Annotated in this window: 18 protein-coding genes and 1 tRNA gene; 11 read left to right on the top strand and 8 right to left on the bottom strand. The window is 74.2% G+C overall.

The genetic code is table 11. The features are described 5' to 3' along the window. Positions 1 to 25: 25 nt before the first annotated feature. On the bottom strand, positions 26 to 2,827 hold the full coding sequence (locus ACFWN3_RS02875; protein WP_377643249.1) for a hypothetical protein: 2,802 nt from the start codon (positions 2,825 to 2,827) through the stop codon (positions 26 to 28). Continuing rightward, the gene (locus ACFWN3_RS02870; protein ID WP_377643248.1) at positions 2,824 to 4,614 is read right to left on the bottom strand and encodes an HSP90 family protein; all 1,791 of its coding nucleotides are present in this window, start codon (positions 4,612 to 4,614) and stop codon (positions 2,824 to 2,826) included. Before ACFWN3_RS02870 ends, ACFWN3_RS02875 begins: the two co-directional genes overlap by 4 nt. A gap of 137 nt (positions 4,615 to 4,751) precedes the next feature. On the opposite strand from ACFWN3_RS02870, the gene ACFWN3_RS02865 reads away from it, so the two are divergent. After that, positions 4,752 to 5,279 (top strand): SigE family RNA polymerase sigma factor, encoded by a 528-nt coding sequence (locus tag ACFWN3_RS02865; RefSeq protein WP_377643246.1) that lies wholly within the window; start codon positions 4,752 to 4,754, stop codon positions 5,277 to 5,279. Further along, the gene (locus ACFWN3_RS02860; RefSeq protein WP_377643244.1) at positions 5,276 to 6,550 is read left to right on the top strand and encodes a hypothetical protein; all 1,275 of its coding nucleotides are present in this window, start codon (positions 5,276 to 5,278) and stop codon (positions 6,548 to 6,550) included. The genes ACFWN3_RS02865 and ACFWN3_RS02860 overlap by 4 nt, the downstream gene beginning before the upstream one ends. Here the strand turns inward: ACFWN3_RS02860 and ACFWN3_RS02855 are convergent. Then, positions 6,538 to 7,389, bottom strand: coding sequence for a sulfurtransferase (locus ACFWN3_RS02855; protein ID WP_377643243.1), 852 nt, complete (start codon positions 7,387 to 7,389; stop codon positions 6,538 to 6,540). The genes ACFWN3_RS02860 and ACFWN3_RS02855 overlap by 13 nt on opposite strands. A gap of 41 nt (positions 7,390 to 7,430) precedes the next feature. Between ACFWN3_RS02855 and ACFWN3_RS02850 the strand changes: the two genes are divergently transcribed. Next, entirely contained in the window at positions 7,431 to 8,171 is a 741-nt protein-coding gene (locus ACFWN3_RS02850; RefSeq protein WP_377643242.1) for an alpha/beta fold hydrolase, read from the top strand. 6 nt (positions 8,172 to 8,177) lie between these two features. On the opposite strand, the gene ACFWN3_RS02845 is transcribed toward ACFWN3_RS02850, so the two are convergent. Further along, complete coding sequence (locus tag ACFWN3_RS02845) at positions 8,178 to 8,579, bottom strand: MmcQ/YjbR family DNA-binding protein (RefSeq protein WP_377643240.1); 402 nt, start codon at positions 8,577 to 8,579, stop codon at positions 8,178 to 8,180. Positions 8,580 to 8,663: 84 nt separating this feature from the next. On the opposite strand from ACFWN3_RS02845, the gene dusB reads away from it, so the two are divergent. From dusB to ACFWN3_RS02815, 6 genes are all read left to right on the top strand, one after another. Continuing rightward, positions 8,664 to 9,911, top strand: a complete 1,248-nt coding sequence (gene dusB, locus ACFWN3_RS02840; RefSeq protein ID WP_377643238.1) for a tRNA dihydrouridine synthase DusB — start codon at positions 8,664 to 8,666, stop codon at positions 9,909 to 9,911. 61 nt (positions 9,912 to 9,972) lie between these two features. After that, positions 9,973 to 10,695: a YdeI family protein gene (locus ACFWN3_RS02835; RefSeq protein ID WP_377643236.1), complete on the top strand. Its 723-nt coding sequence runs from the start codon at positions 9,973 to 9,975 to the stop codon at positions 10,693 to 10,695. Then, the gene (locus ACFWN3_RS02830) at positions 10,692 to 11,942 is read left to right on the top strand and encodes a deoxyguanosinetriphosphate triphosphohydrolase (protein WP_377643234.1); all 1,251 of its coding nucleotides are present in this window, start codon (positions 10,692 to 10,694) and stop codon (positions 11,940 to 11,942) included. The genes ACFWN3_RS02835 and ACFWN3_RS02830 overlap by 4 nt, the downstream gene beginning before the upstream one ends. A 40-nt stretch (positions 11,943 to 11,982) precedes the next feature. After that, on the top strand, positions 11,983 to 13,917 hold the full coding sequence (dnaG, locus tag ACFWN3_RS02825) for a DNA primase (protein WP_377643232.1): 1,935 nt from the start codon (positions 11,983 to 11,985) through the stop codon (positions 13,915 to 13,917). After that, the gene (locus ACFWN3_RS02820; RefSeq protein ID WP_377643230.1) at positions 13,914 to 14,459 is read left to right on the top strand and encodes a hypothetical protein; all 546 of its coding nucleotides are present in this window, start codon (positions 13,914 to 13,916) and stop codon (positions 14,457 to 14,459) included. The genes dnaG and ACFWN3_RS02820 overlap by 4 nt, the downstream gene beginning before the upstream one ends. Before the next feature lie 87 nt (positions 14,460 to 14,546). Beyond that, positions 14,547 to 14,619: transfer RNA gene (locus ACFWN3_RS02815), tRNA-Asn, on the top strand. A 66-nt stretch (positions 14,620 to 14,685) separates the two neighbouring features. Here the strand turns inward: ACFWN3_RS02815 and ACFWN3_RS02810 are convergent. From ACFWN3_RS02810 to ACFWN3_RS02795, 4 genes are all read right to left on the bottom strand, one after another. Continuing rightward, positions 14,686 to 14,874, bottom strand: a complete 189-nt coding sequence (locus ACFWN3_RS02810) for a hypothetical protein (RefSeq protein ID WP_377643229.1) — start codon at positions 14,872 to 14,874, stop codon at positions 14,686 to 14,688. Next, positions 14,871 to 16,541 carry a sensor histidine kinase gene (locus ACFWN3_RS02805; protein ID WP_377643227.1) on the bottom strand — a complete coding sequence of 557 codons (1,671 nt, stop codon included), beginning with the start codon at positions 16,539 to 16,541 and terminating at the stop codon, positions 14,871 to 14,873. The genes ACFWN3_RS02810 and ACFWN3_RS02805 overlap by 4 nt, the downstream gene beginning before the upstream one ends. Before the next feature lie 9 nt (positions 16,542 to 16,550). Beyond that, entirely contained in the window at positions 16,551 to 16,874 is a 324-nt protein-coding gene (locus tag ACFWN3_RS02800; protein ID WP_377643225.1) for a hypothetical protein, read from the bottom strand. Between the two features lie 436 nt (positions 16,875 to 17,310). Continuing rightward, positions 17,311 to 17,442, bottom strand: coding sequence for a hypothetical protein (locus ACFWN3_RS02795; RefSeq protein WP_377643224.1), 132 nt, complete (start codon positions 17,440 to 17,442; stop codon positions 17,311 to 17,313). 295 nt (positions 17,443 to 17,737) lie between these two features. On the opposite strand from ACFWN3_RS02795, the gene ACFWN3_RS02790 reads away from it, so the two are divergent. Together ACFWN3_RS02790 and ACFWN3_RS02785 are read left to right on the top strand one after the other, a co-directional pair. Further along, positions 17,738 to 19,621, top strand: a complete 1,884-nt coding sequence (locus tag ACFWN3_RS02790) for a right-handed parallel beta-helix repeat-containing protein (RefSeq protein WP_377643222.1) — start codon at positions 17,738 to 17,740, stop codon at positions 19,619 to 19,621. An 8-nt stretch (positions 19,622 to 19,629) separates the two neighbouring features. Then, positions 19,630 to 20,457, top strand: a complete 828-nt coding sequence (locus ACFWN3_RS02785) for an HAD-IIB family hydrolase (protein WP_377643220.1) — start codon at positions 19,630 to 19,632, stop codon at positions 20,455 to 20,457. Positions 20,458 to 20,479 lie beyond the last annotated feature (22 nt).

Raw genomic sequence — 20,479 nt, 5'->3', positions numbered from 1 at the left:
GCCTGACCGGGGGCCCGGTCCCGGGTCAACCGATCACCTGGGCCTCTGGGCCGAACTGCGCCCAGACCTGCTCGGCCTCCTCGCCCCGCCCGTGGCGGTCGAGGAGCCGGGCCAGGGCGCCGGCCGCGTCGACGCGAGGCCCGTCGAGGCGGGTGGCGGCCAGCCGCGGCAGCACCTCGCGCAGCCGCGGCTCGGCCTCCCCCAGCCGGTCGTCGTCGGCGAGCATGACGGCGCCCTCGGTGTGCAGGGCCAGCTCGAACTCGGCCCCGACGAGGGCCTCGGCGCGGGCGAGCCGCTCGACGGCGCCGTCGACGTCGCCGTGGCGCGCCAGGAGGTGGGCGCCCTGGCGCAGGACGTGCGGCTCGACGACCTCGGGGTCCCACTGCTCCTCGTCGACCCCGGTCTCGGCGGCCAGCGCCACCCCGGCGCCGATCGCGGCGTCGAGCTCGGCGATCCCGGCCCGCAGGTCGCCCGTGTCGGCGCGCAGGGCCGCGCGCGAGCGCAGCGCCTCGACGTGGAGGGGGACCTCACCGGCGGCGCGGGACCTCTCGACCGCGGCGTCGAAGTGGCTGGCCGCGGCCTCGGTGTCCTCGGCGTCCCACGCGGCGTTCCCGGCGCGCCACTGCGCGTGCCCGGCCTCGAGGGTGCGCTCCTCGGCCTCGAAGGAGGTGGCGGCCGTCGCGAACGCGGTGCGCGCCGCGGCGAACTGGCCGAGCCCGACGAGGCTGTTGCCGAGGGCCCACCCGACGGGTCCGACGAGGGCGGGGGTGTGCTCGCGCAGCACCGGCAGCGCGGCCTCGAGGAGCTCGGCGGCCTCCGCGGGGCGTCCGGTCTCGACGTAGGCGAGGCCGAGGAAGCGCTGCCCGTGCGCGAGGAGGACGGGGTCGCGGTCGGCGGTGGCGACCGCGACGACGTCGGCGGCCGGGCGCTCGAGCGGCTCGTAGTCGTTGCGGTCCACGAGGACGTCGCACAGCAGGAGCAGGACGGGGACCCGGGCGCGCTCGGGACCGCCGTCGACGGCCAGGGCCGCCCGCAGCTGTGCCTCGGCACCCTCGAGGTCGCCGGCGTGCCGGGCCAGCCGGGCGCGGACGTCGTGGAGCATGACCCGCAGGACGGGGATGTCGGCGACCTCCGGCTCGACGGCGTCGAGCCGGGCCGCGGCGGCGGCGGGGTCGGCCGGCCCGATGGCCAGCGCCGTCTCGACCTCGCCGAGCAGGTGACGTCGGTGCTGCCCCGCTCGTGCGTAGCCCTCCGCGGAGCGCGCCATGAGGGCGGCGGGGTCGTCGGGCCGGCCGAAGTAGGCGACGCGTCGCCAGATGCCGGCGGCCTCGCCGGGGTGGCCCTCGGCGTCGAGGCGGTCGGCGAGGGCGAGGGCGGTGGCCTCGTCGCCGGCGAGGACGGCGGCCTCGGCCTCGGCGCGCGCCAGCTCGACGTCGTCGCCGGCCCGTCGGGCGGACTCGGCGGCCTCGAGGAGCCGGGCGCGGTGGGCGTCGGGGGCGCCGGTGTCCTGGGCGCTGACCCGGTCGAGGAAGGCCCTGGCCGACCACTCCTCGGGGGTCGTGGGCTCGGGCCCGGCGTCGCGGTCGCGCCTCCAGGCCTTGAGGTGCTCGTCGACGTCGGGCTCGAGGTCGAGCATCCCCTGCCGCACGAGCGCGGCGCGCTCGACGAGGTCCGACGGCACCTCGAGCCGGCGGCCCCGGCGCGAGGTGGCCGCCTCGGGCTCGGTGTCGGGAAGCCGGGTCGGGGGGAGGGTGGGTTCGGTCGGGACCCTGGCGTCGTCGTGGTCGCGGGCGAGGGCGTCGGAGACGACCGTCGTGCCGAACCGCGCGTCGAAGGCCGCCGCGATGTCGTCGGCCGTGCGGCGGAGCTCGGCGGCGACCTCCGCCGTCGGTCGCCCGTCGACCTCGTCGGGCGCCAGGCCCACGACCGCGGCCCGCTCGAGGACGTGCGCGGCCGTCATCGCGAAGTCCATCCGGGTGTACGGCGTGCGCAGCTCCTCGAGCCAGGCGAGACGGGGCAGGAGCAGGTCGACGGCGCGGTCGGCGTTGCCCAGGCGCAGGAGGACCCGGAGGCACTCGGCGACCGTGTCGGCCGCCTTGGGGTCGCCCTCGGCGAGGTGCCACGCGCGGCGGAACGAGCTGACGGCGGCGTCGACCTCACCCCGCTCGACCCGCAGGGCGGCGTCGAGGCCCAGGCTCGTGCGGGGCTCCTCGCCACAGGTCAGCTCTCCCGCGACGGTCGGGGCGATGACCTCGAGGGCGCGCTCGGGGTCGGTCTCGCGCAGGAGGCGGGCCTGCCCCCGGCGCTCGCAGGCCTCGCAGTCGCTGCGGCTGTCGCGGGGCTCGGCGAGCCACGCCGCCAGCTCGCGCTCGACCCCCTCGGGGTCGCCCAGGTCGCGCGCGAGGCGGGCCCGCGCGGCGTGGACGGGCCGCAGGTGGTACCCGTCGGCGCGGAAGACCTCCTCGACGTCGTCGATGGCCGCGACGAGGGAGGCCAGCGGCACCTCGGGCAGGTCCTCGATGAGGTCGACGGCCCACTTCAGGCGCCAGAGGACGGCGTCGCGGTCCTCCTGGTCGAGGCCGCGCTCGGGCGCGAGGGCCTGGCGCAGCCACGCGAAGTGGGTGAGCGTCCGCGGGTCACCGGGGACGTGGTACTGCGCCTGGGTGACGTCCAGGCGAGCGACGAACTCCTCGGCGAACGAGCCGTGCTGCTGCGCGAGCCGCAGGGCGGCTTCGTGCGCGCGCACCTGCTCGGGCCCGACGGGCGCCGAGTCGGCCTCGACCGACACCTCCGCGAACTCCGGCGACACCTGGTCCCACTGCCTCATGACGGTCCTCGCTCGATGGCCCGGTCGATGAGCGCCGGCAGCGCGCGGGCCACGAGCGCGCTGTCGAACGGGGTCAGCGGGTGCCGACCGGAGAGGAGTGCATGGGCGTAGAGCGCCTCGACGGCGACCTGCTGGAGGCCGGCGTCGGCGCCCTCGACGAGCCGGCGCACCGCGGGGTTCTCGACGTTGAGGACGAAGCGCGGCTCCGCGGACGGGGCGGCGAGCGTCTCGAGCGCGTCGGCCCAGGGACCGTCGGCGGAGGCCGCGACGTCGCGGCGGTCGCGCTCGAGGTGGGCGTCGCGCCCGACGAGGAGGACGGCCTGGAGCGAGGACGGGCGGAACGAGCGGGCGACCGGGACCGAGCCCGAGCGGGACAGCACCGATCGCGCGACGTCGAGGAGCGGCTCGAAGGCGCGCTCGTCGGCCTCGGACGGCACCGAGAACCGGTCGGCCAGCTCCTCGGGCGCCAGCCGCCGCGAGTCCAGCCCCGGCCGACGGTCGACCCAGCGGCGCAGCAGCGCCTGGTCGTAGGCGTATCCGGCGTTGAGGACGGCGATGTCCTCGGCCCGCGCGATGGCCGCGACCTGCTGGTAGGCGTCGACCGAGTCGACGTGGGTGATGACGTGGTGGAGCTCGGAGAACTGCGCCAGCGACATCGTCCCGACGGTGGTCTCCCAGGGCAGGACCTCGGCGACGACGTCGAGCATGTCGTCGTCGGTCGTGGCCGCGGCCTTGGCGGCGAGATGGTGGACGCGGAAGAACTCCTCCGAGCGGGCTCGGTCGGTGCGCACCATCCGCAGCAGCCACCGCTTGAGCTGCCGGCCGAGGCGGGCCCGGGTCTCGTCGAGCAGGTCGTCGTCGTGCAGGGCCTCCCGGGAGGCGGTGAGCCCCAGGCGCTCCGTGTCGGCGACGGCCCGGACGAAGAACGCCCAGTCCGGCAGGAGATCGGGCACCGACTCCCCGACGAGCATCCGCTTGGCGTAGAGCCGGTGCGCCGCCCGGGGGCCGCCCGCGTGGGGGAGGACGAACGCCTGGCCGCGCAGCCCGGCCTCGGCGTCGGAGAGGTCGACGACGTCGAGCGGACGGGAACCGACCACCTGCTCGCCCAGGGCGAGGCCGGCCTCGCGGCGGGCGGCGGGGTCCTCCTCCTCCCACGGGAAGCGGCGGCCGGCGACCTCCACCGGCCCGTCGGGGAGCGCGACCGTGACGTCGAGCGGGAGGTGACGGCCGAAGGTGAGGGCGAGGGAGCGCACGACACGGGCCGACAGCAGCTCGGCCGCGCTGCCGCGGGGGCGCAGCGCCACGTCGGTGCCCGGCTCGGCGCGACCCTCGGGCGCCCGCCCGACGCGGTAGGTCCCGTCGTCGCGGCCGACCCACAGCCAGGTCTCGTCGGTGCCGGCCCGCCGCGTCGCCACCCGGATCTCGTCGGTGACGAGGAAGCACGACAGCAGCCCGATCCCGAACTGGCCGAGGAAGCTGTCGCGGGCCAGGCCGAGGGCGTCGCGCTTCGTCGAGGCGCCGATCGTCGCGAGGACGTCGCGGATCCCCGTCTCGTCGAGGCCGATGCCGCTGTCGTCGACGTGGAGCAGACCGTCCGGGGAGACGTCGGCCGGGGTGATCCGCACCCGCCGGGGCGCTCCCGGCTCCTCCTCGGTGCGGGCCGTCACGGCGTCGACGGCGTTCTGGAGCAGCTCGCGCAGGTAGACGCGCGGGCTGGAGTACAGGTGGTGCGAGAGCAGGTCGACCACCCCGCGGAGGTCGACGTGGAAGGTCGCGTCCCCCGTCATGCGCCCGATCCAACCACTGCTCGCCCCCGGGCGGTGGGGTGGGCACCCACCGGTCGGCGCGTCGGGCGTCCCAACCTTCCGCCCCCGCCGCGGCGTTGACACAGTGGAGGGTGTCGCCGACGGCGGAGGAGGTGGGTGTGGACGGGTCGCGGGACCGGTGGCCGGCGGACGCCGAGTTCGTCGAGTACGTCCGCGCGCGCCAGCACCGGCTGCTGCGCGCGGCCTACCTCGTCTGCGGCGACCTCCACCTGGCCGAGGACCTCCTCCAGGGTGCCCTCGTCAAGCTGGCCCGCGAGTGGGACCACGTGCGCGACGAGCACCCCGACGCCTACGTGCGCCGCATCCTCTACCGCGACGCGGTGTCCTCCTGGCGCAGGCGGCGGCGCGAGGTCGTCGGCATCGAGCCGGCCTGGGACGCCCCCGCGGCGGCGTGGGAGGCCGAGGTGGTCGAGCGCCGGCTCGACGTCCTGCGCGCCCTCGACACCCTGACCCCGCGGCAGCGCGCCACGGTCGTCCTCCGCTTCTTCGAGGACCGCTCCGAGCGCGAGACCGCCGAGGTCCTCGGCTGCTCGGTCGGGACCGTGAAGAGCCAGACCCATGACGCGCTCGCCCGGCTGCGGGCCGCGATGCCGCGCGTCGACCTCGAGACCGGAGGCACCCGATGACGACCGACCTGCGCGACCTGCTCGAGCTCGCGAGCGACGACGTCCCCGAGGTCGACCTCGCGCCCGGCGCGTGGGAGGCGGCGGCCACCGGTCGGCGCACCGTCCGCCGCCGCGTCCTCCTCGGGGCGGGTGCGGCCGCGGCCACCGCCGCCGTCGCGACCGTCGTCGTCCGCGACCGGCCGAAGGCGTCGGAGGCCGCCCGCCCCACGCCCTCCGCGACCCGCTTGCGCACGGCGGACGTCGGCGGGGTCAGCGTGCACCTCGCCCCCGAACCCGGCGACGAGTCGGCGCTGCCCCCGTACCGCGAGGCGGCGAACCTCGGCCTCACCTCCCTCCTCGGCTTCGACGACGCCCTGCGGCTGCCCAAGCTCGGTCCGGAGACCGGCACCCCCGACAACGCGGCCTCGGTGCGGGCGGTCCTCATGGCCTGGAACCCGGGAGCCGAGGGGCTCATGGCGGTGCTCCACCTCCCGCGCGCCGCGGCCGACCGGCGCTACCTCACCTGCATCGGCGTCCCTCTCGTGCGGGCCGATCCCACCCGGACGGGGCAGGGCATGGTCCTGCACCCGCGGACCGTGCGCGACGACCGGCTGGCCGTCGTGCTGCCCCAGCCGGGGGAGGTCGTCGTCCTCGACGCCCGGACGGGTACCGCCGACCGGATCCCCGTGCCGGACGAGACGCTGCACCTCACCGGCTGGGCCAAGGACGGCCGCACGGTCGTCGCCCAGGGGACCGAGCGGGCGTGGCTCGTCGACACCGTCGACCGCTCGGTGACGCCGGCACGGGCGCCGGTCGGCGCGGGGTGGGTCCACCTCGTGACCGTCGACGGCGTCACCGAGCTGACCTCCTTCACCGCGGGAGGGGTGCGCACCGGACGCCTCGAGCTGCGCGGACCGGTCGTCGAGGTCGACGGCCCGACCGTGAGCAACACCGAGGCGTGGGCCTCGGCGCACGCCTACCTCGGGCAGACGTACGTGGGCGCGGTCGGGCGCAGCCAGGGCCTGCTCGCCGTGCAGGGCGACCTGCGGCCGACACCCCGGATCCTCGCGGCGACCCGTTCGCCGGCGGTCCCCAAGGGCTGCTACCGGCCGCTGGCCTTCGGCCCGCAGGACGTCCTCGTCCTCGAGTCGAGGTCGTTCGCGGGGCTCTCCGAGCGGCCGACGCTGCGGCTCCTCGCGTGGGACGTCATCGGGGGGAGCCTCGCGCACGTCGGGGAGGTCGGCCCGGTCAGCACGAACGCCGGCGGGTTCACCGGCGCCTACGCCCTCTGACCGTGGGGCTCCGGGCCGAGGGCGACGGGGCGCGCCGGGTCCTCGACCCACTCGCTCCACGAGCCGACGTACGGGATCGAGTCGATGCCGGCCGCGGCGAGGGCCAGGGACATCTGGGCCGCGGTGACGCCGGAGCCGCACTGGGTCCCGACGGGGGTGTCCCGGTGCACCCCGGCGGCCGCGGCCCGGCGACGGATGGCGTCGGCGGGCAGGAACGTGCCGTCCTCGGCCAGGACGTCGGCCATCGGCAGGTTGACCGCGCCGGGGACGTGGCCCGCGGTGTGGTCGATCGGCTCTTCGTCGCCGCGGTACCGCTCGGCGGTGCGGACGTCGAGGAGGACGCCGGTGCGGGCCATCGTGGCGGCGGCCTCGGCGTCGAGGACGGGGACCGAGCCGGGACGGACCGAGATCGACCCCGGTGTGGGAGAGGGCGGCTCCGTGGTGACGGGTCGCCCCGACCGCTGCCAGGCGGCCAGCCCGCCGTCGAGCACCCGGACCTGGGGGTGTCCTGCCCAGCGGAGGATCCACCAGGCCCGGGCCGCGCCGAGCGAGGTCTGCTGGTCGTAGACGACGACCTCGGTGTCGTCGTCGAGGCCGGCCGCGCGCAGGGCCGCCTCGAGGACGGCGGGGTCCGGGAGGGGGTGGCGTCCCGCGGGTCCTGGCGGGCCGGCGAGGGCCTCGTCGAGGTCGAGGAAGGGCGCGCCCGTGAGGTGGGCTGCACGGTAGAGCTCCGGACCGGGCGTGCCGCGCAGGGCGTACTGGACGTCGACGACGACGACCTCGCCACGGGCCATCAGGGTCTCGAGCTCGTCGGGGGAGACGAGGGCTGGGGCGCTCACCCCGTCATCCAACCACCGGCCCGTTCCGCCAGAATGGCGCGGTGCCCCTCCCGGTCCGCGTCGTCCTCGTGCACGGCTCCCAGCTGAGCGGGGCCCAGTGGGCGCGGTACGCGGGCCTGCTCGGGCCCGACGTCGACCTCGTCGTCCCCGACCTGCCGGCGCACGGGTCGCGCCGCGGCGAGCCCTTCACGTGGGAGGCGGCGCTCGACGTCATCGGGCACGCGGTGTCCGGGGACGGGGACGGGCGGCCGGTCGTCCTCGCGGGCCACAGCCTCGGCGGGTACCTCGCCATGGCGTGGGCGGCCGAGCACCCGCGAGCGCTCGCGGGGCTGGCCCTGCTCGGGGCGACGGCGGTGCCCAAGGGCCCGGGAGCCGCGCTGTACCGGGGCCTGGCGCGCGTCGAGCACCGCCTCGGCGTCGACCGGATGTCCCGCGCGCTGGACCGCGAGTTCGACGCCCTCCTGCCCGAGGACCTGGCCGCCGTCATCAAGGAGGCGGGCTACGGGTTCGACGGCATCCCCGCCGCGTGGGACGGCGTCATGACCCGCTGCCGGCCCGAGATGCTCGCCGAGGTCACCTGCCCGGTGCTGCTCGTCGCGGGGCAGCTCGACCAGCTGCGCGTCGAGGCCCGACGGTTCGCCCGGGCGGCGCGGTCGGCGCCCTGGGTCCGCCGCGTCACCGTGCCCCGCGGCCTCCACGTCTTCCCGCTCACCCACCCGCACGAGACGGCCGCCGCCCTCTGGGAGCTCGTCATCGCCGCTCGGACCCGGACCGACCGGTAGGTCACGTCAGGGGCGGCGGGCGTCGAGCTCCCGGACGCGACGCGCCCCGGCGGTCGCGCGGTACGACGACTCGACCAGCTCCTCGACCTCCGACCAGTCGTCGCCGAGCGGCTCGAGGTCCAGCCCGACCCAGCCGGAGGGGCCGAGGTAGGCCGGGACGAAGAACCGGTCGTCGGCGACGAGGGCCTCGCGCTCGTCGGGGTCGGCGAGGACGATGGCGCTGCGGTCGTGCTGCTCCCACTGCCCGTCGACCTTGAGGGAGCCGCCGAAGTAGGCGAAGACCTTCGTCGTGAAGAAGGCCGGACGGCCGTGGCTGACCTTCTCGTCGGCGCCCGGCAGGGCGAGGGCGACGTCGCGCAGGCGGCGCAGGAACGGGTCGTCGTCCTCGAACATCAGCGGGTGCGCCATCGGTCCACGGTAGCGGCGGCGGCAGCGCCCGGCCCCCCGCCGATTCACACCCGGCGGGCCTCCTCGGCGACAATGGTCGGCGTCATGTCCGCCGTCACCACCTCCGCACCCGCCGGGCCGGCTGCCTCCTCCGCCGCCACCGGCGTGCCCGTGCTGCCCCCGCTGCGCATCGGGCGCCACGTCATCGAGTCGCCGGTCGTCCTCGCGCCGATGGCCGGCATCACCAACCGCGCGTTCCGCCGGCTGTGCCGCGAGTACGGGTCGGCGGGGCTCGAGGCCGGGGGAGCGTCGGGGGCGACGAGCCTGTACGTCAACGAGATGGTGACCTCGCGCGCGCTCGTCGAGCGCAACGCCGAGACGATGCGGCTCATCTCGCACGGGCCCGAGGAGCAGCCGCGCTCGGTGCAGCTGTACTCGGTCGACCCGGTGACCGCCGGGCTCGCCGCCCGGATGCTCGTCACCGAGGACCGCGCCGACCACATCGACCTCAACTTCGGCTGCCCCGTCCCCAAGGTCACCCGCAAGGGCGGGGGCGCCGCCCTGCCGTGGAAGACCGAGCTGTTCCGCGGCATCGTGCGCGCCGTGGTCCGTGAGGCCGCGCCGTTCGACGTGCCGGTCACGGTGAAGATGCGCATCGGCATCGACGACGACCACGTCACCTACCTCGACGCCGGGCGGATCGCCGAGGCCGAGGGCGTGGCCGCGGTCGCGCTCCACGGTCGCACCGCCTCGCAGGCCTACTCGGGCACGGCGAACTGGGACGCCATCGCCCGCCTCAAGGAGGCCGTGACCACCGTCCCGGTGCTCGGCAACGGCGACATCTGGTCGGCCGAGGACGCGCTCGAGATGGTGCGCCGCACCGGCTGCGACGGCGTCGTCGTCGGGCGCGGCTGCCTCGGGCGTCCGTGGCTGTTCACCGACCTCGCCGCCGCCTTCGCGGGGTCCTCGGCGCGCGTGAGGCCCGGCCTGCGCGAGGTCACCGCCACGCTGCGCCGGCACGCCGAGTACCTCGTCGACTTCTACGACGGCGACGAGGACCGCGCCTGCCGCGACATCCGCAAGCACATCGCCTGGTACCTCAAGGGCTTCCCGGCGGGGTCGACCGTGCGCCACCGGCTCGCCCTCGTCGACAGCCTGGAGTCGATCGACGAGCTCATCGCGACGATGGACCTCGACGCCCCGTGGCCCGGCGAGCCCGCCGAGGGCCAGCGCGGCCGGGCCGGGTCAGCCCGCGTCGTGGCGCTCCCCGAGAACTGGCTGCGCTCGCGTGACCTCGACGACGAGCAGGCGGCCGTCGTCGCCCAGGCCGAGCTCAGCGTCTCCGGCGGCTGAGCCGCGGCGGTCTCCCGCCCGAGGCGGGTGCGGCGTCGGTGGTCGCGGCTAGGGTCGGGGCATGGCGCAGGACGAGGCGGGGGAGCGGATCGGCACTCCTGGAGGCAGCCCCGAGCGGCCGGCGATCTTCTTCCGCGACGCCGACGAGTTCGGGCGATGGCTGGCGGCGAACCACGACACCGCGACCGAGCTGTGGATGGGCCTCTACCGCAAGGGCCACCCCGAGGCGACGCTCACGTGGGAGGCCGCCGTGCGGGAGGCGCTGTGCTGGGGCTGGATCGACAGCCTGGCCCAGGGCATCGACGAGCACTCCCGCCGCCAGCGGTGGACCCCGCGCAAGCCGACGAGCAACTGGTCGACGGTCAACATCAGCGCCGTCGCCGAGCTCACCGCCGCCGGCCGGATGCAGCCGAGCGGTTTGGCCGCGTTCGAGAGGCGTCGTGAGGACCGCTCGGGCGTCTACGCCTACGAGACCCGCGAGCTCGAGCTCGCCGAGGCCTACGCGACGGCCCTCGCCGACGACCCCGCGGCCAGCGCCTTCTGGGCCGCCGCGACGAAGACCTACCGCAGGCTGGCGGTCGCCTGGGTGATGACCGCCAAGCAGGAGAAGACCCGCGACTCCCGGGCCGCGACCCTGGTCCAGGACTGTGCCGCCGGCCGGATGATCAAGCCGCAGCGCTACGGCACCCCGCCCGCCTGGGTGGCCCGGGGCGCCGCCGCGGCCGAGGCCGCGCGCGCCGCGTCCCCGCGCGCCGGGGCCGCGCGCTCCGAGGACGGCGGATGAACGACGCCAGCTACACTGCGCGCGACCGCGAGCGGTGGGTCCGCGAGGACCCCGCCCTCAAGCGCGCCGACCGCGACGACTTCGCACGCGACCGGGCCCGCCTCGTCCACTCCGCGTCCCTGCGGCGCCTCAGCGCCAAGACCCAGGTCGTCCAGCCCGGCAGCGACGACTTCGTCCGCAACCGGCTGACCCACTCCCTCGAGGTCGCCCAGATCGGCCGCGAGTTCGGGGCGGCGCTCGGCTGCAGCGCCGACGTCGTCGACACCGCCTGCCTCGCCCACGACCTCGGGCACCCGCCCTTCGGCCACAACGGCGAGAGCGCCCTCGACTCCCTCTCGGCCCACATCGGCGGGTTCGAGGGCAACGCCCAGACCCTGCGCGTCCTCACCCGCCTCGAGTCCAAGCGCTTCCATGCCGACGGCCGCCCCGCCGGTCTCAACCTCACCCGGGCCAGCCTCGACGCCGCGACGAAGTACCCGTGGCGCCGCGGCCACGCCCCCCGCCCCACGGTGAAGTTCGGCGTCTACGAGGACGACCTCCCCGTCTTCGAGTGGTTCCGCGAGGGCGCCCCCGAGTCCGGCCGCAGCGTCGAGGCCGAGGTCATGGACTGGGCCGACGACGTCGCCTACTCGGTCCACGACGTCGAGGACGCCATCGCCTCCGGGTGGCTCGACCCGCGCGCGCTGCGCGACCGCGCCGACGTCGAGGCCGTCCTCGCGGTGGCGGGGGAGGTCTACGAGCCGGGCCTGACCCCCGACGAGCTCGGCGACGCCCTCGACCGCGTCCTCGCCTCGGGGGCGGTGCCGCAGGCGCACGACGGCACCCGGGCGGCCCTCGCCGGCCTCAAGGACATGACGAGCCGCCTCATCGGTCGCTTCGTCGTCGCCGTCGAGGACGCCACCCGCGAGCGCCACGGCCCCGGGCCGCTGACCCGTCACCACGGCGACCTCGTCGTGCCGCGGGGGAGTCGGGCCGAGTGCGCCGTCCTCAAGGCCGTCGCGGCCCACCACGTCATGTACGCCGCCGAGCGGGTCCACGTGTACACGAGCCAGCGCGAGGTCGTCGCCGAGCTCGTCGCGGCCTTCGAGGCCGACCCCCGCCGCCTCGACCCCGCCCAGCGCGCCGACCTCGCCGACGCCGTCGACGACGCCGCGGCGCTGCGCGTCCTCGTCGACCAGGTCGCCTCGCTCACCGACGTCCGGGCCCTCGCCCTGCACCGCCGGTGGTGCCGCCCCGCGACGACCTAGACTCGCGGCAGCACAACACGGGGTCGCCGAGAGGGAGTACGTGGCAGGTCGGATCAGGGCCGAGGACATCACGTCGGTCAAGGAGCGCACGTCCATCGAGGACGTCGTCCGCGACCACGTGACCCTGCGCCCGGGCGGCGTCGGCTCGCTCAAGGGCCTGTGCCCCTTCCACGACGAGAAGACCCCGAGCTTCACGGTGCGCCCGAGCGTCGGCAGCTACCACTGCTTCGGCTGTGGCGAGGGCGGCGACGTCATCTCCTTCGTCCAGAAGGTCGAGCACCTCACCTTCAGCGAGTCCGTCGAGCGACTCGCGGCCAAGCTCGGGATGGAGCTGCGCTACGAGGAGGGCGGCGGCCCGCGCGACGGTGGTGCCTCCCTCGGCAAGCGCTCGCGGCTCATCGAGGCCCACCGGGTCGCGCAGGAGTTCTACGCCGGCATCCTGCTCGACACGAAGAACGCCGAGGCGCGGCCGGGTCGCGACTTCCTGCGCGAGCGCGGCTTCGACGGCAGCGCCGCCGAGCGGTTCGGGATGGGCTTCGCGCCCCGCAGCGGCGAGGCCTTGACCCGCCACCTGCGCGAGAAGGGCTTCTCCGAGGACGAGGTCGTCACCGGCGGCCTGAGCGGCCGGGGGAGCCGTGGCCTCTACGACCGGTTCCGCGGGAGGCTCGTCTGGCCGATCCGCGACACCACCGGCGACACCGTCGGGTTCGGGGCGCGCCGCGTCCTCGACGACGACCGGATCGCCGCCAAGTACCTCAACACCTCCGAGACGCCGATCTACAAGAAGAGCCAGGTGCTCTACGGGCTCGACGCCGCGAAGAAGGTCATCGCCACCGAGCGGCGTGCCGTCGTCGTCGAGGGCTACACCGACGTCATGGCCGCGCACCTCGCCGGCGTCGAGGGGGCCGTGGCCACGTGCGGCACGGCGTTCGGCGTCGACCACATCAAGCTGCTCCGCCGGATCATGCGCGACGAGGCCGACCAGGCCCCCGCGAAGGTCGTCTTCACCTTCGACGGCGACAAGGCCGGGCAGGCCGCGGCGATGAAGGCCTTCGGCGAGGACCAGCGCTGGGTCGCCCAGTCGTTCGTCGCGGTCGCCCCCGACGGCATGGACCCGTGCGAGCTGCGGATCGCCAAGGGCGACGCCGCCGTGCGCGGCCTCGTCGACGGCGCCGTCCCGATGTTCGAGTTCGCCGTCCGCACGACCATCCGCCGGTTCGACCTCGACACCGCCGAGGGCCGGGTCCAGGCGATGAAGGCCGTCGCCCCGATCATCGGCTCGATCCGCGACCAGAGCCTGCGACCCGAGTACACGCGCACCGTGTCAGGGTGGCTCGGGCTCGAGGTCGAGCAGGTCGCCACCGAGGTCAAGCGCGCGGGCCGGATCCGGCTCGACGACGCCGCGGCCGACGCCGCCCGGCGCCCGGCGAGCACCGACGACGTGCCCGAGCCCGGCCTCGAGGCGTCGATGCCGGCCCCGAACCTGCGCGACCCCATCGTCTTCGCCGAGCGCCAGCTGCTCCAGGCGCTCATCCAGTACCCGCAGCAGTTCGACGACGTCACGGTCGCCGCGCTCGAGCCCGCCGCGTTCACGGCGCCGGCGCACGCCGCCGTCCTCGACGGGGTCCGGATCGCGGGGCCGGCGGCCCGGGCCGCCTCCACGGCCTCGTGGGTGTCGGCCGTCACCGAGGCCGCGCCGCTGGCCGTGCGCGGGCTCGTGGCCGAGCTCTCGGTCGCGCCCCTCCCGACCCGGTACGACCCGTCGACCGGGCTCCCGCCGCAGCGCTACCTCGACGCCCTCGTCACCGGGGTCCTCGACTCGCACCTCAGCCGACGGATCGCCGACGCCATGGCCGCCGTCCGCCGCGTCGAGCACGACCCGGAGGCCGACCCCGCCGACCTGCGCGCCCGCACCCACGCCCTGCACGCCCTCGAGCTCGAGCGCGTCCGGCTGCGTGAGAGGGTCGGGTCATGAGGATCGAGTGGACCGGCCTGCGGCGGCCGTCGGTCCCGGCCGCCGTCGAGGCGGCCATCGCGACCGCCGCCGAGGGCGCCCCGGCGGACCGGCTCCTCGCCTGGGCCGAGACGGCCGACGGCTCCACCGTCGTCGCGGGGCGCCACCGCCTCCACGTCACGACCCCCGTGCCCGACGCCGCGCCGGTCGTCGCGCTCTCGCGACCGTGGCACCTCGTCGACGCCGGCAGCTGGGACGGCGAGAGCGACACCCTCACCGTCACGTGGGTCGACGGCGAGCGCCCCACCCGCCTCGTCCTGCCCGAGCCGGGTCAGCTGCCCGAGACGCTGAGGGAGCGCGTGCAGGCCTCGGTCGTCCTCGCCGAGGCCGTCGACCTCGGCAACCGGCGGACCGCCAAGGTCGTCGTGCGCAAGGACCTCGCCACCGACCGGCTGCTCAGCCAGGCCGTCCTCCCGAAGGGCGTGCGCAGCGCCGATCCCGGGGTGTCCGAGCAGGTCAGGGCCGGTCTCGCGCGGGTGCGCGAGCAGGTCGGTCTCGACTGAGCGCAGGGCGCTCGGGCCGGTTTCGTCGCGGGGTGGCACCTTTGCTATCGTTGCCGGGCGCTGCTGGGGCGATCCCCCGGCGGCCTTTCCCCTGTAGCTCAATTGGCAGAGCAGCCGACTGTTAATCGGCAGGTTGTTGGTTCGAGTCCAACCGGGGGAGCATCGAGAGAGGCCCCTGACCTGCGGAAACTTGAGGTCGGGGGTCTTCTTCTTTCACTTGCATCGGCTATGCATCGTTCAGGTCAGCTGAGGCATCCAGGTCGACCACGGCGACGTCGGGTGCTGCGGCGATGACGGCTTCTACGCCGGCGACGTCGGCGGCTTCGACGATGACGTGGAGGTCCTCGGCGGTGAGCAGGTTGCGCAGTCCGTCCCGGAACAGGGGGTGGTCGTCGATGATGCCGATGGTCGTCATGGGTCGGCCGTGTCCGGGGTGATGAAGGTGGCGGTGAGGCGTGCCCCGCCGCCGGGGCGTTGGGTGAGAAGGGACTGGCCGCCGAAGGATGCGGTGCGTTGCGCGATGGATTGCAGGCCGATGCCGCGGTGGGTGCCAGCGGGGTCTGTCCCGTCGTCGTCGACAGTTACGCGGACCTCGCGCCCCGCGAGTCGGATGTCCACCGCGCAGGTCGCCGCGCCGGCGTGTCGGCGCACGTTCGTCACCGCTTCGAGCACGACCCTGATCAGTGCCAGCTGGAGATCGTCGGGAAGTGTGAGGTTCTCCGGTTCGACGTCCACGGTCAGTGCTGGTGCCGGCTCGCCACCGAGCCGCTCGAGCAGGAGCTCGGCGAAGAGCGATGGCGTGGGGTTCGCTGGTCGCAGGTCATAGGCGACCTCTCGTACCCGTATGGCCGTCGTGCCGATGCCCGCTCGCAGGTCGTCGGTGAGGCGTCGCGCGGTGGTGACGTCGTTGCTGCCGAGCAGGGTGGAGATTGCGGCTGCGGTCAGGGCCAGACCCGACAGGGCGGGGCCCAGCTCGTCGTGGAGGTCAGCGTGCAACCGGTCGCGTTCGTGCTCGCGGGCGTTCGCGGCTTGTCGGTGGGCTTCTTCGGCTGCCCGTGCTGCGCGTGCTCCCGCCAGTGCGGGAGCAGCGATGATCGCGATGGCATGGAGCACCCGGATATCTCGTGCGCTCAGAGTCGGTTCGCCGAGCCTAGGCGCAGCGGCGAGCGTGGCCACCACGTCGTCGTGGAGCAAGACGGGCACTCCTGTCATGGTCATTGACTCATCCCCTGACCCAGCAAGCACCTCGGTGCCCATCCGCACCTGTGCTGAGGGGCTGGCCAGCGCGTTGCGGATCGCGGACGCGACGACCGGAGCGACCGGGGCAGCGGCCGTGGTTCCGGCGAGCTGGAGTGGCAGCAAGCGCACTGCCTGCTGCGGCCCGCGGGAGTAGGCCAGCTTGGTGGCCACGCGGTTGGCGAGGAGCGCAAGCGGGATGACGGACGCGCAGGCGGACACCGTGGCGAACCCTCGGGCCCACAGCGTCGTGACGGCGTGGACGAGGGCAACGCCGACGGTGGTCACCACGGCGATGAAGGTGTACCGGACCAGTTCGTCCACGGGCCCGCGGTCCACGAAGGCCAATCCGACCAGGGCCGCGGTGGGAACCGCCCACATGCCGGCCAGGGACGCGGCCGCATACGCCGGGTGCGTCAGCACCCAGGTAGGTCCTGTTGGCAGTGCCGCGACCGCGCCTACGCCCAGGAACAGCCCGGACGCGGGGAGCAGGCCGAGTAGAAGCCATTTCGTCGCCTGACGGTCGGGAACCGAGGAGTGTCGCCTGTAACGCCACACCTGTGTTGACGCAAGCACAGCGAACCCGAGGATGAACGCCACCGGGAGACCCGCCACAACCCCGGCGGCGGCGGCGGCCGCGGCCAACCACACCCACCGGGGTTGGGCCTGCCCTGACGGGAACACGGCGAGGAACCAAAGCCACGCCAGCATGGACGCCGTGACGGCCCACCGCTCGGGGTCTCGTCCGGTCGCCACGGATGGCGTCACCGACGCGGTCGCGGCCACGAGGGCGGCAGCTGCGCTCCAGGCCACCACGCGACCGACGCCGCCGGGAGGGTCCGACATGGCCAGACCCTAGCGACGCAGTCCAACGGCGACCAGACCGGCGACCACGGCCCCGACCGCCATGAGAAGGACCACGGGGCCCCACATGCCGTCCGGTGCGCCGGGCAGAAACGGCAGGATTGCTGCCGACCACGCCTCCAGCAGACGGGTGACGACGACGAGCCACAGGGCCGTACGATGACCCCGCCAGGCCGGCGCGACGAAGGCCAACGTCGACAGGCCGAACGCGAGCAGGGCAACGCTCATCCACACCGGCTGAGGCGGGATCGAGGGATCAGTCTGGCCAAAGGTTGGGTCGACCAGCGACCCTGCACCGTTGATGGTGTTGAACACCGCCATGATCGTGGCCAGGACCAGACCGACCCGGCTGACAGTGCGGGCACGAGACCGGGGACGGGTGGGTGCTGCGACAGCGGACACGAGAAGCCTCCGTGATTGATAGGTGGAGGTTTGAGCGTGGGGTGCGTCAGCGGAGAGGGGCAGAGGCCCGGCGTCCCAATGGCCGGGAAATGTCCGGGCAATCGGGCGGGAATGGGCAGGGTCGCAACCCACCTGCCGAGCTGTACTCGACCGCAGGGGAAGCCCCCGCTCGGCTCGTGATGACCCAAATGATTGGGCTGAACAGAGCGGTTGACACAGGCCGGATCGTCACCGTCCTCTGCCGCCCGGGAACCGTGACGGTGCCGGGTCGGAACCAGGACGACGAAGCGGCCATGGACGCGACCGATTGCGACCCAAGCCGCCACTCGTCGCGGGCCCTCGATGACGCTCAGCGTTGTCGGCGGAAGGCGGTCATCGCCACGAGTCGCGAGACGACCGGCCTGGAGATCGTCCGCAGGGTCGTCGCGACGGTGGGGCTGGTCGCCGCCGTGCCCTGGACCAGCGTGCTGGCCGTGCTCACCTCCTTCAGAGGGCGTCAGCGTCGCCGGAGGTCATTGAAGGATGGGTCCGAGCCGCCTGAGGTCACGACGCCCAGCGGCCAGGCGACGGCTGGCCCAGTCGACCGAGGAGACGCGCAAAAGGTGTGCGGGGCACAGTGAACGGAATGGTTCCAACGGGCCATGGGCGGGCGAGAGCCTGGCCGGTAGTGTCCGAGCGGGCCACCGGCAGGAGGTGGCCCGAGAAGGCTGCCAGCAGGAGGCAGCCCGGGCAGGGGTTGTGTGATGTCGGTGTCCTCACGACGTGGAGCATGGTTCGTGGCCGCGGCGGTGGCAGTTGTTCTCGGGGCGGTGGCGGCGCCGCCGTCGGGCGCCGACAGCCCGCTCAGCCCATACACCGTTGCGAGGGTCGGCACGTCCACGACGTACACGGCAACCCCGGGCAGCGGTCCCGCCGTCAGCGGGTCGTTGAAGGCCGTGGTCGAGACGGCGGCGACGCGCCTGACGGACGGGGGAGGTGGCAGCATCCGCTTCGGTTCGGGCGTGTACGACCTCGGCTCCACCTGGTGGGAGTTCTACGACATCTTCGGTGTGGTGTTCGAGGGCGCCGGCATTGGGGCGACGGTCATCACCAACAGCTCGTCGGCCGCGACCGACACCGAGCCGTTCGACATGTCGGGCGCCGATCGGATCACGATCCGCGACCTGACGGTTCGCGCCGGCGGGCCCTTGCGGTCGACCAGCGACGCGATCGATTTCGACGGCGGTGACTTCGTCCTCATCGAGCGGGTCGAGGTGTCCGGCTCCCGGGCGCGCGGCATCATCTTCGACGGCAAGGGAGGCGATGACATCACCCACGCGGACGACAACGTCGTCCGGGACTGCTACGTGCACGACATCCCGGGTGACGGCATCGAGCTGCTCGCGGCCAGCCGCAACCTCGTCGAGGGCTGCCGCATCACCGGGGTCGGCGGCTACGGGGTGCGGATCACCAAGTCGTCGACGACCGCGACGCAGCCCAACAAGCCGTCCGACGACAACACGGTGCGCGGCAACATGATCGACCAGGCGGGCCGCGACGGCGTCTTCATCAACAGCAGCAACCGCAACCGCATCACGGCCAACCGGATCACGAACAGCTCCGATGACGTCACGAGCCGCGACGGCATCCGGATCAGCGCGAGTGACGGCCGTGGCTGCAACGGCAACCTCGTCCGGGCCAACGTGGCCACGGACACGCAGGAGACCAAGACGCAGGCCTACGGCCTGAACATCACGAGCTCGTCGTGCGTCGGTACGATCGTCGGGAGCGACAACGTCTTCACCGGCAACAAGGCCGGAACGGTGAAGAACAGCGGCACCGGAACGGTGTTCGAACAGGGCAACGCCCACCCGAGCGTCGCGGCGGGGACCGACATTAGCGGTTCGACGACGACGGGTGCCGCTCTCGACGGGACGGTCACCGACGACGGTCCGTCGCCTCTGGTCACGCAGTGGTCCGTGCTGGACGGGGCCGCGGGCGTCAACTTCGACGACGCCTCGGCGGTCGACACGACGGCACGGTTCGCCGAGGCGGGGACGTACACCCTGCGGCTGACCGCCACCGACGGAGCCGGGTTGTCAGCGGCCGACGACGTCCGCGTCGTCGTCCACCCCGGCGGCACGACCGTCCTGGCCGTCCCGATCGGCCAGAGCGCCGACGACGGCGAGGAACGGGAAGGAGGAGCGGTCACCCGTTCGAGCAAGAACCTCGAGCTCGTGACCGACACCAGCGCCCAGGTCATAGGCCTCCGCTTCGCCAGCGTGCAGGTGCCTCGCGGCGCCACCGTCACCAGCGCCCACGTGCAGCTGACGGCCAGCGCGGTGACGACCGCCACGACGAACCTCCAGGTCCGGTTCCAGCTCAGCGGCAACGCCCCCGCAATCTCGGGCTCCGCCTTCAACCTGTCGAACCGACTCTCGTCGTCGACGACCCCCGTCTCTTGGTCGCCGGCTCCGTGGTCCGTCGTCGGGGCGGCCGGGCCCGACCAGCGCACGCCCGGACTCGCGGCTGGGCTCCAACAGGTCGTGTCCGGGCCCGACTGGAACGTCGGCAGCTCCGTCCTCGTCCTCGTGACCGGAGCCGGCAAGCGCACCGCGTGGTCCTGGGACGGCAACGCCGCGGCGGCGCCGGTCCTCCATGTCACCTACACGATTCCCTGAGGCGGACCATGAACGTCACCACCGACCCGATCGAAACCAAGCTCGTCGCCTTCGACCTCGACGACACCTTGGCGCCCTCAAAGACGCCTATCGGCGTGGAGATGGCCGCGGCGCTGCTGCAGCTGCTCGACGGGTACGAGGTGCTCGTCATCTCCGGAGGCAATGTTGGTCAGTTCCGCACGCAGCTGCTGCAGCCGCTCGGTGGGTCCGAGCAGCTGGCTCGGCTCCATCTCATGCCCACGTGCGGGACGCGGTACCTCAGGTTCGACTCAGGGGAGTGGGTGGAGGTGTACGCGCTCGACCTCCCGGAACGAGACCGGGTCGCAGCGGCCGAGGTGCTGGAGTGCGTCGCCCGAACCCTCGGGCTGTGGGAGCCGGACGCGGCCGTGCGCGGCCCCCGCATCGAGGACCGCGGCACCCAGGTCACCTTCTCGGCGTTGGGTCAGCAGGCGCCGCCGGAGCTGAAGAGGACGTGGGACCCCGACGGCTCGAAGCGAGAGTCCCTGCGACGAGCGGTCGCGGCACTCCTGCCGGGCCTAGAGGTGCGGTCGGGCGGCTCGACGTCGATCGACGTCACCGCTCACGGGGTCGACAAGGCGTACGGGATGTCCCGGATGCTCGAGCTGCGCGACCTCGACCCGCGACAGGTCCTCTTCGTCGGCGACCGCCTCGACCCCGGCGGCAACGATCACCCGGTCATCGCCACCGGGGTGCGGACCAGGGCGGTGCGTGACGAGGACGAGACGCTCGAGGTCATCCACGACCTCCTGGCGCCCGGCACCGCCGGTCGCTCGTCCACGGTCCGGGCGCCGGCCCTGGCGCGAGACCACCATTAGGCCCCCACCCCGGGCCGGCCGT

It is taken from the genome of Oryzobacter terrae (genome assembly GCF_042756445.1).
Taxonomy (GTDB): Bacteria; Actinomycetota; Actinomycetes; order Actinomycetales; family Dermatophilaceae; genus Oryzobacter; species Oryzobacter terrae.
Note: the sequence above shows the minus strand (reverse complement) of the source record. Positions and strands in the feature narration are given on the sequence as shown.

Coding starts and splice junctions, on each gene's coding strand:
- ACFWN3_RS02875 (WP_377643249.1), bottom strand. CDS start 2,827: ATGAGGCAGTGGGACCAGGTGTCGCCGGAGTTCGCGGAGGTGTCGGTC.
- ACFWN3_RS02870 (WP_377643248.1), bottom strand. CDS start 4,614: ATGACGGGGGACGCGACCTTCCACGTCGACCTCCGCGGGGTGGTCGAC.
- ACFWN3_RS02860 (WP_377643244.1), top strand. CDS start 5,276: ATGACGACCGACCTGCGCGACCTGCTCGAGCTCGCGAGCGACGACGTC.
- ACFWN3_RS02845 (WP_377643240.1), bottom strand. CDS start 8,579: ATGGCGCACCCGCTGATGTTCGAGGACGACGACCCGTTCCTGCGCCGC.
- dusB (WP_377643238.1), top strand. CDS start 8,664: ATGTCCGCCGTCACCACCTCCGCACCCGCCGGGCCGGCTGCCTCCTCC.
- ACFWN3_RS02835 (WP_377643236.1), top strand. CDS start 9,973: ATGGCGCAGGACGAGGCGGGGGAGCGGATCGGCACTCCTGGAGGCAGC.
- ACFWN3_RS02830 (WP_377643234.1), top strand. CDS start 10,692: ATGAACGACGCCAGCTACACTGCGCGCGACCGCGAGCGGTGGGTCCGC.
- ACFWN3_RS02820 (WP_377643230.1), top strand. CDS start 13,914: ATGAGGATCGAGTGGACCGGCCTGCGGCGGCCGTCGGTCCCGGCCGCC.
- ACFWN3_RS02810 (WP_377643229.1), bottom strand. CDS start 14,874: ATGACGACCATCGGCATCATCGACGACCACCCCCTGTTCCGGGACGGA.
- ACFWN3_RS02805 (WP_377643227.1), bottom strand. CDS start 16,541: ATGTCGGACCCTCCCGGCGGCGTCGGTCGCGTGGTGGCCTGGAGCGCA.
- ACFWN3_RS02785 (WP_377643220.1), top strand. CDS start 19,630: ATGAACGTCACCACCGACCCGATCGAAACCAAGCTCGTCGCCTTCGAC.